The sequence below is a fragment of the Dorea sp. AF24-7LB genome (genome assembly GCF_003478575.1).
Classification (GTDB): Bacteria; Bacillota; Clostridia; order Lachnospirales; family Lachnospiraceae; genus Dorea_D; species Dorea_D hominis.
In genome coordinates this window covers 150,829-166,014 of the sequence record NZ_QUFR01000003.1, presented here as the reverse complement: position 1 = coordinate 166,014, position 15,186 = coordinate 150,829, and the positions used below count along the sequence as shown (strand labels likewise).

Here is a 15,186-nt window from a genome sequence, read left to right as displayed (position 1 = left end):
CGCGGTGCCGTTTGTCGTGCCGATAAACCTTGAAATATCGTACATATTCGTATATAATGTTACAGGTATATTAAATATATGCGTATTTTGAGGTGGCTGAATGAAAAAACATTTGCATAAATTTGAGACAACATTGTGGTTATTTATAAAATTTATTTTCTATATATCTTTAATGATGGCGTTTGTCCGTATCATGGGAAGAGAGAGTATCGGACTGACCAGATTGTCCCGTACACTTGGAATTACTGTATCAACATTCGCGATTGTTGGATTGCTGTTCCTGTCTGTATACGGGAAATATGATGTGGGGCGCAGAAAGAGTAAGCCGATCATCTATTCACTGACACTTGCCGTGATCTGCACAGATATTGTTACTTATCTGCAGTTAATGATCATGAGAACCAATGTACCGAGCGTATGGCAATTCCGTCTGAACAGTCTGGGACTTTTAGGACTCGCTCTTTGTGTACAGCTTGTTCTCATTATCTTTTTTTCATATGCGGGAAACTGGTTGTTTTTCCTGATCCACAAGCCGGAACAGTGTTGCGTGATCACATCTTCACAGCGCAGGCTGGACGAGCTTGTATTTTCTATGCAAAAATTCAAAAAGCAATATCAGATTTCGTCTGTTGTGGATTATCGCAATCCGGATAAGCGAAAGTATATCAAAGAAGCGCAGACTGTATTCGTATATGATGTACCGGTAGAAGCGCGTACAGATATTATGCGCTGGTGCTATCAGTACAATGTGAATCTTTATTTCAATCCGGAGATCGAAGATATTATGGAACTGAATGCGGAACAATATGTGTTGAATGATGTATATCTGCTGAATAAGAATGTAAAAGCACTTACTATGGAGCAGAGAATTGTAAAACGGAGCATGGATATTGTTCTGTCGCTTGTGCTAGGAATTTTATCTTCCCCGTTCTGGATCCTTGGAAGTCTTGCAGTGAAACTTAATGATGGAGGGCCGGTTCTTTTTAAACAGGAGAGAGCGACCATTCACGGCAAGCGTTTTGAAGTGTATAAGCTTCGCACCATGAAGCCGAATAATGATAACCATTCCGTTACAAAGGATGATGACCGTATCACGAAGCCGGGCAAGTTTCTTCGCAGAACAAGAATTGATGAACTTCCACAGCTTTTAAATGTATTAAAAGGTGATATGACATTTGTTGGTCCGAGACCAGAGATGATCAAAAATGTAAAGGAATATACCGAAGAACTTCCGGAATTTGAGTACCGTCTCCGCATGAAAGCCGGTTTGACCGGGTATGCGCAGATCCGAGGCAAGTATAATACGACACCGAAAGATAAGCTGATCATGGATATGATGTATATTGAACAGTTCAGTATACTGAAAGATATCCAGCTTATTTTCCAGACGGCAATTGTATTACTGAAATCAGACAGTACAGAGGCGTTTGATAAGAACAACAAACACTGTCCGTATAAATTTGAAAAATGGAAAGAAAAAAAACATGGTAAAAATAATTAAAATAGGTACGGCAGGGCTGCAGCTTTTATATAATGGTATGAAATTATTGCCGACACAGAAAAAAATTGTCATGCTCAGCCGGCAGAGTAATGAGCCATCGGACGAATTCCGTATGGTGGAACATGAACTCTTAAAACAAAACAAAAGTGTTAAGGTTGTGTTGCTGTGTAAAACACTGGATGGGGGCGTGGATTCCAGCCTTTTCGGAAAGATTCGTTATGGTTTCCATATGCTGACGCAGATGTACCATCTTGCAACCGCACAGGTAGCGGTGCTGGATACTTACTGTATTCCGGTCAGCCTGCTAAAACATAAAAATTCGCTGACGGTTATCCAGATGTGGCATTCCATGGGAACAATGAAAAAGTTCGGCTATACAGCACTGGATACAGCAGAAGGCAGCAGACGCGAGATAGCCGAAGCAATGAAGATGCATCAGAATTATGATTATGTATTTGCGAGTGCAGATGCGTACAAGGATCATCTGGCAAAAGGATTCCGCTGTGAGATTGAAAAAATCGTCACTATGCCGCTTCCAAGACTGGATCTGCTAAACAGCAGGTCTTATCAGGAAAAGACAAAAGAGAAGATATATGCAAAATATCCGAAACTGAAAGAAAAGCCGGTGATTTTATACATTCCGACATTTCGGAAAGATGAGACAGCATTTGGTCCGGCACTTGAAAAATTGATTCATGCAGTCGATACAGACAGATATAATCTGGTTGTGAAATTACATCCGCTGTCGAAGATGAAGCTTCAGAATGAGACCATGAGCGCTGACGGATTTTCAAGTTTTGAGATGCTGTCCGTAGCAGATTATGTAGTCAGTGATTATTCCTGTATTATATACGAAGCAGCAGTACTCGGCATTCCGCTGTATTTCTATGATTTCGACATGGATTTTTATAAAAATGGCAGAGGACTTGCGATTGACTATGAAAACGAACTGCCGGGTGTGATATCCGAAGATGCAGCTGAGATCGTGCGTGCGATCGAAGAAGACTCTTATGATAAGAAAGCCTTAAAGCAGTTTGCAGATAAATATGTAACACCAACAGAACATGCAACAAAAGACATTGCAGATTTTATATTTCGATTTATTAAATAAACGGAGGAACGAAGATGAACAGAGTTTTAGAAGACGATTTAAAGACAATTATTGCAGAAGATCTTTCATGGGAGAAACTGAAAAATAAAACCGTAATGATTACCGGTGCAAGCGGTATGGTAGGTTCTTATATGTTATATGTACTCCTGATGCTCAACGATGAGAAGCATTATGGTATTAAAGTGGATGCTGTTATGAGAAATGTAAATAAACTTCCGGAAGAGATCAGAAACCGTGAAGATGTGAATGTTGTAGTAGCTGATGTGACAAAAGATATCCCGGATGTCGGAGATATTGATTATATTATCCATGCAGCAAGTCCGGCAAGTCCGCTTATTATGCAGAACCAGCCGGTGGAGACAATTGCCGCAAATACAATCGGAACATTTAAAACACTGGAACTTGCAAAAGAGAAAAATGCAGAAGGATATCTCTTTATTTCATCCAGAGAGATCTACGGACAGCCGGATGAAGGACAGGAATTCTTCTATGAGAATACTTACGGATTTGTAGACCAGTTGAATCCAAGATCCTGCTATTCCGAAGGAAAGAAAGCAGCAGAGACGATGTGCGTATGCTTCCATGAAGAGTATGGCTTGAATACAAAGATTGCCAGACTGGCACACACATACGGACCGGGAATGTCTATTTATGATGGACGTGTACAGGCAGATTTTCTGAAAAATGTATATCATAATGAAGACATTGTATTGAAGAGTGAAGGAACAGCAGTCAGAACTTATACTTATATTGCGGATGCTATCGCAGGTATGTACCGGATTCTGTTAGATTCGGAAGATATTGTATATAATATTGGTAATGAAGCAGGAAAAGTTTCCATCCGTGATCTGGCAGAGATTCTTGTAAGCATTTATCCGGAGAGAGGACTGAAACTTGTATTTGATATTCCGGAGGGCGGAACAAAGGGAACTGCGCCATATACACTGGGAATCTTAAGCAGTGAGAAGCTCAGAAAACTTGGATGGAACCCAAAGTATTCTGTAAAAGATGGATTCAAGAGAACTCTGGAATATCTGGAACTGGAAAACGTTGAATAGCTAATATAGAACAAAAAGAAAAACAACAGGTAAAATAAGGAGAAAAGACATGAGTAAAAATATTGCAATTGTATTCGCAGGTGGAGTGGGAGCCAGAATGGGTTCCGGACTTCCGAAACAGTTTATCGAAGTAAACGGAAAACCAATCATTATCCATACACTGGATATTTTTGAAGAGCATCCGGACATTGACGAGATTTACGTGGCATGTAAAGAAGAGTATATTCGCAAATTACAGAAGATGGTACAGCGCCATATGATCGACAAAGTGAAAAAAATCGTTCCGGGCGGCGCAACCGGACAGGATTCCATCTACAATGCATTACAGGCAGCAAGAGAGAACAATACACCGGATTCAATTGTACTCATCCATGATGGTGTACGTCCATGTATTTCAAAGGAAGTCATTGATGATGACCTGGCATGCGTAAAAGAACACGGAAATGCGATTACATGTACACCGTTATTTGAGACACCGGTCATCAGCGAGGATGGAAAAACAGTAGATGAAGTTCCACCGCGTTCCAAATTCTATACAGCCCAGGCACCACAGTGTTTTTATCTGGGTGATGTGCTGGAAGCACATGCACAGATGCGTATGAATAACCCGGGATATGAAGGCGTCGTAGATACATGCAGTATGATGAAAATGCTTGGAAAGAAGGTTTCACTTGTAGCCGGCCCAAGAGGTAATATTAAAGTTACAACGCCGGAAGATCTGTATACATTCCGCGCAATGATTCAATACAGAGAATCCGAACAGATTTTCGGATTTGCCAACAGAGAAGTTCCATCCGGATTAAAGAAATAAAGAAAGTTTTGACAAACGATACCTATTTGATTATAATAGGTGAGGTGTGCGTAAAAAGCACAGTGACATGAAAACGAAAATAGGGTCTAAATATCTAGGAGGAAAAACGGTGTTTACAAGTGTTAGATACGTGATAAGAGAGAATACGCAGAATATGTATCGTATTTTTTCTATCGCAAAATATGAGCTGCTGGCAGATATGCGTGACAGTAAGCTTGGATGGTTCTGGAATTTTGCCAATCCGGCGATTCAGGTAATGACTTATTGGTTTGTATTTGGTTATGTATTTAATAGAAAAAGCGTAGGGCATATTCCTTATTTGCTCTGGATGCTTGGCGGAATGGTTGTATGGTTTTTCATCAGCCCATGTATTACGGACGGATGTAATGCAGTCTTTAAAAAGATAGATGTAATTACGAAGATGAAGTTTCCGGTCAGTGTTCTGCCGATGACAGTTGTTTTACAGAAATTGTTTGATCATTTTTGCCTGATGATTATACTGATTGTAGTATTTGCATTATATGGTTATTATCCAACCTGGCACTGGATCGGGTTGATTTATTATCTGCTGTGTGCGATTATATTTGCAGTATCGCTTTCATTGACGACATCTGTATTAAATATGCTTGCACGTGACACGAGAAAACTGATTCTTGCATGCATGCGTCTGCTTTTGTATTTAACCCCTATTTTATGGGATATTGACAAATTAGGACATGGACGTTTGATGAAACTGATGACGTGTAATCCAATTTATTATGTAGTACAGGGATTCAGAGACTGCTTTTTCTACCACAAAGGTATTATGGCATATAGTTGGTCTATGGGATGGTTCTGGGGAATTACTTTAGTACTCTTCTTTTTTGGAAGCTATATGATGTATAAATTTAAAACACGTTTTATTGATCTGATCTAATTTACGAGGAGAATATAAGTGATGGGACAGCAGGATATTGCAATTGAATTTAAAAATGTATCAAAAATATATAAATTAAAACGAAAAGATAAAGAAGTAAAAAAGGATGAAAAGACACAGTTCTTCTATGCATTGAAGGACTTGTCTTTTCAGGTAAAAAAAGGACAGGTTCTCGGTATACTGGGAACGAACGGTTCCGGAAAATCTACAATGGCACTTGTTTTATCCGGAATTGCATCTCCGGATGAAGGAGAGATCATTGTCAATGGTGAACAGGCACTGGTCGCCATTAATACAGGACTTAATAAGCAGCTTACAGGTCTGGAAAATATAGAACTGAAAGGTGCTTTGCTTGGTTTATCAAAAAAAAGAGTGCAGGAAATTGTAGATGGAGTAATTGAATTCGCGGAGATTGGAGATTTCTTATACCAGCCTGTCAAGAAATATTCCAGTGGTATGAAATCCAGACTTGGATTTTCAATTAACCTTTGTCTGAATCCAGAGATTATGATTATAGACGAAGCATTGTCTGTTGGTGATAAATCTTTTGCTAAAAAATGTCTGGATCGTATGCAGGAATTAAAAGAAGATGGAAAGACAATTGTATTTATTTCACATTCACTTCCACAAGTGCAGGAATTTTGTGATTCAGCAATGTGGTTGGAAGGTGGAAAAATGAGAGAATATGGTGACATTGACACAGTGTGTGAACATTATGCTGAATACATTGAAACTTATAATACACTTACAAAGGCACAAAAAAAAGCAGAGCGAGATGAAAAGTTTAAGGAACGTATTATAAAAGACAGAAAGCCAGGATTATTTGACAGACTTTTTGGGTAATTTTATCTGTGTTATTTACATGGAAAATGGAGTGTAGGAGTAGGAAGAAATGAAGATAGGTATTATTTCGATTAATATGTTCTCGAAGGGATTAAATTTTGCTTGCCCTTTGCATAATTTTGCTTTTCAGCAGTTTTTGTTAAAAAATAAAATTGATAATACAATTATCAGTTATACACCTGTATATTTTAATGATTTTAATCTCAGACATCCATATGAGTATTATAAAAAAATATGCGATAATATGGAAAAAAACGGAAAAAAAGAATTGGATCCGGATAATTGGCAGCGTTTTACTGAATTAAGGGACGAATATCAGGCGCTATATAATGAACGTGAAAGAAGATATGATAAATTTCAGAATTTTATTGATACCAATTATATTAAAACAGATAAAATTTATGATGCAGATTTGTTAGAAGTGGAAGATCCGGGATTTGATTGTTATATCTGCTGTACAGATGTTATCTGGAAGAAAGAGCCGGGTTTTGGTTTTGATCGCGGTTTCTTTTTGGCGTGTTCTTCTTTGGAAAATAAATGGAAAATCTCCTATGCGGCGAGCAGAGGTGTATATCATAGTGAAAATGAAGAGGATGAAAAGACATTTCTTCATTATATTGACGACATTGATGCTGTTTCCGTCCGTGAAAAATTTCTGGCAGAATATTTAAGAAAGAATATAAGCCAGGATGTTACGGAAGTGCTGGATCCAGTACTGTTACATGAAAAAGAATTTTATTATGATTTTATGAAAAAACCGGAAGAAGAACATTATTTGTTCTTATATTATGTACAGGAAAAAGCAGAGGCTACGATTGAACAGGCTGTAAAATATGCCAGAGCACATAATTTAAAGATTGTCGAAATTACAGATCGTCCAATTAAAGGCGGACGTCTTCAGCAGTATACTGATGTAGAAGTTATTTATAATTATGACATGGGAATTGAAGAATGGCTGGGGTACATCCGCTATGCAGATGCCGTGTTTACAAATTCATTCCATTGCTGTTGTTTTAGTATTTTGTTTGAGAAAGAACTTTTCGTTGGCTTTCGTATGGGAGATAAAGTTACGCATGTATTAGAAATGTTTGACATGTTAGAACGTAAATTTGAAAGGGAAAGTGATTTGATTAATAATCCACTGCCTAAGACAGATTACGAAAAAGTAAAAAAAATTATGGCTGAAAAGAGAAAAGAATCATCTGAATTTATTTTAAATGCAATTCATGCGATGGAGAATAAAGAAAAGCAAAAAAAAGATTATGGATGGTGGAAGCGCAGACAAACATATCCAATTCATTATAACAGCGGCGTAAAAGATGAAGTAAAAGTTGGTACATTTGCTTCGGTACCGGGAGAAACCAGGAGATTTTCTTCGGGAAGTACAGAATTTACTCCTGAAAGATATGCAGAGAATGATGGAATGTTTAAATTACTTTTCAATGGATTCGGATATCATAATCACGTTCCTGCAGGATGGAGGATTCGTTTCCGAATAGGAAAACGCTGGTATTGGTACTTAGAAGATCATACGTATGTTGAAAGAACGGAATATAGTGAAAATAATGAAAAATATAGTCCATTAAAAATTTTCAGAGAAGGTGAACGGATTCCGTTTATCCCACTTAATGGAATAAAGGGAATTGTAGCAGAGGCAATCTGGGAAGAAGGAATGAATTCTTTTGATGTTGTTTATAACGGAGGCAGGAAATCCCGAAAATTACAATATCAGTTCGATGAGTCAAAAGGAACAGTATTTGCCAGAAATGATCTTTCTGTTGAATATCGAATGTCAGAAGCAGGCATTAATGATGGTACATCAGAACTCCTTAATGAACATTATTCTATCCCACATTATAAATGTTTAGGTAGAAAGATGCGTATAAAGGATAATGATAAATGGTATTGGTACATGGCGGATGGTTCTTTAAAATTAATTGAGCCAGGAACGCCGGAAACAGGTGAACGTTATATATTTAAAGAAGAGTCAAAGATTCCATACATTCCGGCAGGAAATGTAAGTGTTGTTGTATTTGAATCTATCTGGCAACCGTCTGTTTCAGCAAAATGCTGGCATAAAGTTAAGAAGCTGGTTCGTCCTGCGAAAGGAAAAGAAAATGAATAAGCCAGATGTATTTTTTGAAATTTGTAATTTAAAATGGGAAAGAATTTTCCTGTCACTTGAAGTGCAGACAAATTGTAAGGATAATGCTACATTCAGTCTGGAAAGAATTGGAAAAATTATACATGAAGAACAGGAAGGCACAGAGAGTGTCCGGGCGGAGGTTCTGGAAAAAATCCCGGTTTCCTATGAAAAGAAAGAGAATGGATGTTATTATTTTTTCTTGAATATTTCCGCGATGAATGACAATGCATTTCTCAATAATGGAAAATGGAGGATCGTGGCGCATACAGCAGATAGTGATTATGTATGTGTTACGTCTCATAAAACGGGGTATCTTTTAGACGATTATTCGAGAATATTCCGTTATGGAAAAGGAAAGTATGCATATAATATTTCGTTCAGCTCTTTGGAGGACGAAAAGAATTTCTGGTTTTTGATGAATTCTTATTTTATGATACAGAATAAGCATTGGAAAACCCGCCGTTATGTGCAGGAAGCGATGACTTTAAAGGGTAAATTCAAGCGTTTGAATATGTATACTGCGATTGTTCTGATGCGGGCATTTTACGTTGTATGGTCGCATATCTTTCCAAAGCGTGGAAAAAATATTCTGTTGATGAGTGAAACGAAAGATTATTTGTGGGGCAACCTGAAGTCAATAGATGAAAGGCTGCATGCAAGAGGACTGGATAAGCAATTTCATATTTCGTATTCATTCAGAAGAGCTGTTGGATCCCATATGAGCATACTTAGCTGGGCAGGGCTGATATTCAAGATCGCAAAACAGGATTATATTTTTGTTGATGATTATGTACCGGTATTCGGTTTTTTGAAATTATGTAAGAAAACGAAGTTGATTCAGGTGTGGCATGCAGGTGTAGGTTTCAAATCAGTTGGGTACAGCCGCTTTGGTAAAAGTGGCACACCGTTTCCGGCAGGTTCCTGCCATAAGCAATATGATTATGTACTGGTAGGTGCTCCAAAACTGGTTGAGGTATATGCGGAGGTATTTGGACTTCCGGAAAATCGTTTTCTCCCGGTTGGAATGCCGAGGCTGGACGGATTTTTAGATGAAAATAAGATCCGAAATTTCAAAAATGAATTTTATAAAGAATATCCAAATCTGCAGAGTAAGAAAATTATTCTGTTTGCACCGACATATCGTGGCGACGGACAGAAAACAGCAAATTATAATTATGACTGGCTGGATTTGAAAGAGATTTATGATTTTTGTGGAGAAGAATATGTATTTTTAGTAAAGATGCACCCGTTTGTAGATGATCCGATTCAGATTCCGCAGGAATATCAGAACCGAATCATAGATTTTGCATCTTATCCGAATATTAACGATCTGTATTATGTGACGGAGATTCTGATCACAGATTATTCTTCAAACTATTTTGAATATTCTTTAATGGAGCGCCCGATTTTGTTTTACACACCGGACAGAGAAGTTTATGAATTGTCACGCGGTGTGCACAGAAGTGTAAAGGAATGCGCACCTGGAAAAGTGTGTGATACATTTGAAGAAATGATGCGTGCACTTCGAAATAAGGATTATGAGATTGAAAAGGTACATCAGTTTGTAAAAGATAACTATGATGAATATGACGGTCATGCGGCAGATAAGGCAATTGATGCTATCTTATTAAAAAAGTAGAAAAAGAAATGACAGAGGACTGAAACCAAAAATCCTTTGTCATTTTTGATTTTCTAATGTATCTTAATATATAATTCATAAAGTTGGTGTGGAATACAGATGAGATTATGGTATAATCATAGTAATATGCATAAATTATTAAAAAGGAGAAGAAAAGATGCAGATGAAAAAACAATTAAAACGTATTTTAGCGTTTGTTATGGCGTTCACTTTCATAGTGTCTACACAGGTACACGCCGCAGATGGCGAAAGTAGCGCACTGATGGATATCAAATCTGATGGATATGAGATTCAGATTGCTGATTCCGCCAGTATCACATATACTGGTAAAGAAGTCACACCGGCGATTAAAGTTGTGAGAACAGATGAATCAAAAGAAGAAACAGTTCTTGATGAGAACAAATATGAGACTGCATATTCTGATAATGTGAATGCAGGAACTGCCAAAGTTACTGTAAAGGGAAAAGAAAATGAAGGCGTTACCGGAGAATTAACAAAAGAATTTACAATTTCTCCGGCATCTTTGAAAGATGCAGCGGTTACAGTGGCAAACAAGTCAGCTACATACACAGGAACAGCCGTGAAGCCTGCAGTTACAGTAGAACTTGGTGGTAAAGTGTTAAAAGAAAATACCGATTATAAAGTGTCTTATGCGAATAATAAGAATGTCGGAACTGCGGAGATAACCGTAACCGGAATCGGTAATTATACAGATACTGCCAAAGCAACATTTTCGATTGTAGTTGGAACTTCTGATATCAAGACAAGTTCTGTATACAATAAGGTTAGTCTTTCGTGGGGAAAGGTTACAGGAGCTTCCGGATACAAAATCTACCGCAGTACATCAAAAGACAGTGGATATAAAGCAATAAAAACAGTTAAATCCGGAGCAACAGTAAATTATAATGATACGAAGGTTACTTTTAATCAGACGTATTATTATAAAGTGCGTGCATATCGTATAGTTGGAGATAAAGCAGTATTTGGAGAGTATTCACCAGTTTCGAAGCAGAAAGTAAAAGTAGGAACTTCTTCAGTAAAGCGTACTGCATCTGCATCTACGACATCTTACAATGCAGTTACTGTAAAGTGGAGTAAAGTCAATGGTGCAAATGGCTATAAAGTATATAGAAGTACATCTGTAAATGGAACTTACAAGGCATTAAAAGTTATAGCAAATGCAACCTCATATACAGATAAGACAACAACATGTGGAACTACTTATTACTATAAGGTGCGTGCATATCGTCTTTCAGGAAAGACAAAATGTTACGGTGATTTATCAAAAGCAAAATTCGGTCGTGCACTTCCGGGAACAACAACGATTAAGGCAAGTTCTGAGTGCTTTCAGACAAAGGTTAATTTAAAGTGGGTAAAAGTATATGGCGCGAGTGGATATGAGATTTACAGATCTACGTCAAAATCAGGGAAATATACACTTGTAAAGAATATTAAAAGTGGACGTACTGTAAAATGGACTAATTCGGGACTGAAAAAAGGACAGTATTATTACTATAAGATTCGTGCATATCGTACAGTAAATGGCAAGAAATTATATGGCGGATATTCTAATCGTTTCCGTAAAGGAACGGCAGGATGGAAATATATAAACGGATTAAAATTATATTATGATGCGCAGGGAAAACTTGTAAAAGATGTCAGCAAGATTATCGGAAAACAGTCCTCTTATGTGATTAAAGTTAATAAAAAGATGAATGTTGTTACTGTTTATGCAAAAGACGGAGATAACGGCTATATTATTCCGGTAAAATCATTTGTATGTTCAGGCGGTGCGGCAACACCGGTAGGTACATTCTATACACCGGCAAAATATCGCTGGCAGACATTGATGGGACCATGCTATGGACAGTGGTGTACAAGAATTCATGGCGGTGTATTATTCCATTCTGTGTTCTACAGTACAAGAAGCAATTCTACATTAAGTGTGAATGCTTATAATAAACTGGGAACAACCTGTTCGCATGGATGTGTAAGATTAAGAGCGGGAGATGCAAAATGGATTTATGATAACTGCCGGTTGAGAACAAAGGTAATTATTTATAACAGCTCTTCGGTTGGTCCGTTTGGAAAACCGAAAGCAGCAAAACTTGCATCATGGCATACATGGGATCCGACAGATCCGACAGCAAGAAGCAAATGTAAAGCTCGTGGATGCCACTAAAAGAATCAAAGAAGAATATGAAAATGGCTACAGACTATTGAAAGTTTGTAGCCATTTATATTATAATACAAAAGTATGTGCAGAATCATTTCTAATGAGAAATAATTATAGAAATAACAGGAGATGCTTTATGAACGAAATAAGATATGAAATAATTATCACATTTCTTGAAAATGCAGATAAATTAAAGAAAACGGTACAAAGCTGTGAAAATCAGATATTAGAGAATGACAGAATTATAATTGTTGGAACCGGTAATCTGGAACAGATAAAATCATTAAAAGAGATTAAGAAATATAAAAAACAGATTACATTCAAACAGACAGCCACCGTTGCGGATGCTTATAATGAATGTGTGAGAGAAAGTGAGTCACAGTATACAATTTTCATGAAAGAAGGAGACTGGCTGGGTGAAGGGTTTCTGAAACATGCAGCCAGTGTAATGGAAGATGAAAAAGAACAGCAGATAGAAGAACCGGAAGCGGAATCAGAGTCACAAATTGAATCAGAGGATGAACATGAGGAAGAACATAAGACGAAAGGTGTAGTATTACAGAACGAAATCATGAATCCGGGAGAAGTATCTGTTCTGCTCCCTGTACAGTATTGTGATAATCTGCTGGTTTCTGAAAAGCCTAAAAAACATATTTTAAGTAAAAAAGTAATTAAAGGAACTTATGGAGTAGATATCACAAAGAATTACTGGGCACTGCAAACTGCTTTGCCAGGTGCGGTAATACGGACAGCATGTTTAAAAACATATACCTTTAATACTGAAATCATGTTTGAATATGACACGGATGTGTTGCTGCGCATTTTGAATAATGAAAAAAAATATCTGGTAACAGACAGGGCAGAGTATTATTATTTTGATCCGAAGGAAAATCAGGTATTATATCACATTCCTGCGCATTATTCACAGTGGTATGAAGAATCCGCAGAAAAATATTTATTGCCATTATTAAGGGATTCGGAAGATAGCCTGTTTATACAAAATTATGCGGTATATTATGTTCTGAACCGTTTCTTATGTAATCTTGATAATCGCAATAAAAAACAGCTTCTTGGAAAGAAGTTTGATAAATACTTAGAGGTAGTAAAAGAAATTTTCGGATTTGTTGATGATTATTATCTTACGAATCAGGATCTGCATAAATATTTATCAAAAAACCCGCAGATTTTATGTATGTTCCTTCGAATCAAATATGGAATTGATAATGTGAAATATGAGTATCGACAGGAGATTGATCCGGAGACAGAGGAAAAGGATCTTGTGATGTACTTTAATGGAAATCGTATTTCTTCTGTAAACAGTCATTATTTTTCAATCGGAATGATGAATTATGTAGATGGAAAAGTCTGGCTGGATGGTTCTCTGATCAGCATATTTGCGCAAGGAGGAATTGATTTTTATGCTGAATTTAACGGAAAGATGATAAAGGTAGAGGATACAGATTCTTATTCCCTTACAAAATATTTTGGAGTTCCGGCTTACAGAAGAATTACTTATCATCTGGAATTGCCGTTGAATCCAAATAAGAAAAATCAGGCAGTACGGTTTTATGCAAAAGATAAAAATGACAAATATCAGTTGAGAATTACATTTTCGGATCACTGGGCGAAATTAAGTAAAATACCAAGATATTCCTACTGGCATTTTAATAAATATTTATGCCATCATGCGGAAAATTCGATTGTATTTAAAAAAGCAAATATTGTAAATGTTTTGAAAAGAGAGATACAGTTCCAGTTGAATCTGCTGAAGATCAATTCTAAATACAGCCGCCATGCATTGGCACTCCGGTGGTTATATTGGATTACAAGACCATATTTTAAAAAGAAAAAAATCTGGTTGATGTTAGACAAATTATACAAAGGAGGAGACAGTTGCGAATATCTGTATCGCTATTCGGCAAAATTAGAAGATGGTGTTACAAGATATTATGTAATTGATAAGAAAACGCCGGATTATAAAAAATTGAAAAAAGACGGATATAAGCCATTGGCAACAAATTCGCTGATGCATCAGCTTGCATTTTTAAATGCAGATCTTGTATTGATCACAAATTCACATTTGTTCCCGTTTAATGGATTCCGTAAAGAAAAGTCCAAATATTTCAGAGGACTTTGCAATTTTTCATCTATGTGTCTGCAGCACGGATTATCTGTGCAGAAGTGTGCAATGGCACAGAGAAGGATTATTGATAATACGACAGGATATTTCCTGGCATCGAAATATGAATATGAAAATCTCTCCAAACATGCATATGGATATCAGAATTTTGATGTGTTGAAATTAACAGGAATCGGACGATATGATGGATTGATCAGTAATGATCAGAAACAGATTTTGCTTTCACCAACCTGGAGAATGTACAATGCACTTCCGGTAACAACGAGTGAAGGTGATCAGAGGGGATATAATCCGGAGTTTAAAAACTCTACATATTACCAGGTGTATAATAATCTGATCAATCATAAACGATTGATTGACTGTGCAAAGAAGACTGGATATAAGATTAAATTCTTACTGCATCCGATTTTGAGTTCACAGGCAGATGATTTTACACCGAATGAAGAAGTAGAAGTAATTCCATCTGTTGGAGATTTAAGCTATGAAAAGATATTGACAGAATCTAGTTTGATGGTTACGGATTATTCAGGAGTTCAGTTTGATTTCGCTTACATGAGAAAGCCGATTGTTTATTTCCACCCGGAAGAACTGCCACCACATTACGAAGATGGAATCTTCTTCTACGATACAATGGGATTCGGTGAGATTTGCACGAAGACAGAACAGCTTGTGGACCTGCTGTGTGAATATATGCAAAACAATTGTGTTATGAAAGAAAAGTATGTAAAGCGCGCAGATGATTTCTTTGTATATAAAGATCATAATAACTGTAAGAGAATTTACAAAGAGATAATGAAGAGTCAGAAACAGATTGATATAGACAAAATGCGAAAGTAACAGGTGTG

10 protein-coding genes are annotated in these 15,186 nt (G+C 37.0%); all 10 read left to right on the top strand.

Translation table 11 applies throughout. The features are described from left to right. The first annotated feature begins 100 nt into the window (after positions 1–100). The 10 genes from DWY31_RS04790 to DWY31_RS04745 all read left to right on the top strand — a co-directional run bounded on the left by DWY31_RS04790 (position 101) and on the right by DWY31_RS04745 (position 15,178). Positions 101–1,501, top strand: coding sequence for a sugar transferase (locus DWY31_RS04790; protein ID WP_021861638.1), 1,401 nt, complete (start codon positions 101–103; stop codon positions 1,499–1,501). Further along, positions 1,485–2,612, top strand: coding sequence for a CDP-glycerol glycerophosphotransferase family protein (locus tag DWY31_RS04785; protein WP_021861637.1), 1,128 nt, complete (start codon positions 1,485–1,487; stop codon positions 2,610–2,612). The genes DWY31_RS04790 and DWY31_RS04785 overlap by 17 nt, the downstream gene beginning before the upstream one ends. 14 nt (positions 2,613–2,626) lie before the next feature. Further along, entirely contained in the window at positions 2,627–3,670 is a 1,044-nt protein-coding gene (locus DWY31_RS04780) for an NAD-dependent epimerase/dehydratase family protein (protein ID WP_021861636.1), read from the top strand. A 49-nt stretch (positions 3,671–3,719) separates the two neighbouring features. Then, positions 3,720–4,481, top strand: a complete 762-nt coding sequence (gene ispD / locus DWY31_RS04775) for a 2-C-methyl-D-erythritol 4-phosphate cytidylyltransferase (protein WP_021861635.1) — start codon at positions 3,720–3,722, stop codon at positions 4,479–4,481. A 109-nt stretch (positions 4,482–4,590) separates the two neighbouring features. After that, positions 4,591–5,397, top strand: coding sequence for an ABC transporter permease (locus DWY31_RS04770; protein ID WP_021861634.1), 807 nt, complete (start codon positions 4,591–4,593; stop codon positions 5,395–5,397). A 21-nt stretch (positions 5,398–5,418) separates the two neighbouring features. Further along, positions 5,419–6,240: an ABC transporter ATP-binding protein gene (locus tag DWY31_RS04765; protein ID WP_021861633.1), complete on the top strand. Its 822-nt coding sequence runs from the start codon at positions 5,419–5,421 to the stop codon at positions 6,238–6,240. Positions 6,241–6,289: 49 nt separating this feature from the next. After that, entirely contained in the window at positions 6,290–8,365 is a 2,076-nt protein-coding gene (locus DWY31_RS04760) for a polysaccharide pyruvyl transferase family protein (RefSeq protein WP_118519670.1), read from the top strand. Next, complete coding sequence (locus DWY31_RS04755) at positions 8,358–10,025, top strand: CDP-glycerol glycerophosphotransferase family protein (RefSeq protein WP_118519669.1); 1,668 nt, start codon at positions 8,358–8,360, stop codon at positions 10,023–10,025. Before DWY31_RS04760 ends, DWY31_RS04755 begins: the two co-directional genes overlap by 8 nt. Before the next feature lie 157 nt (positions 10,026–10,182). Next, positions 10,183–12,207 (top strand): L,D-transpeptidase family protein, encoded by a 2,025-nt coding sequence (locus tag DWY31_RS04750; RefSeq protein WP_243060413.1) that lies wholly within the window; start codon positions 10,183–10,185, stop codon positions 12,205–12,207. 130 nt (positions 12,208–12,337) lie between these two features. Further along, positions 12,338–15,178 (top strand): CDP-glycerol glycerophosphotransferase family protein, encoded by a 2,841-nt coding sequence (locus DWY31_RS04745; protein WP_243060411.1) that lies wholly within the window; start codon positions 12,338–12,340, stop codon positions 15,176–15,178. Positions 15,179–15,186: the final 8 nt, after the last annotated feature.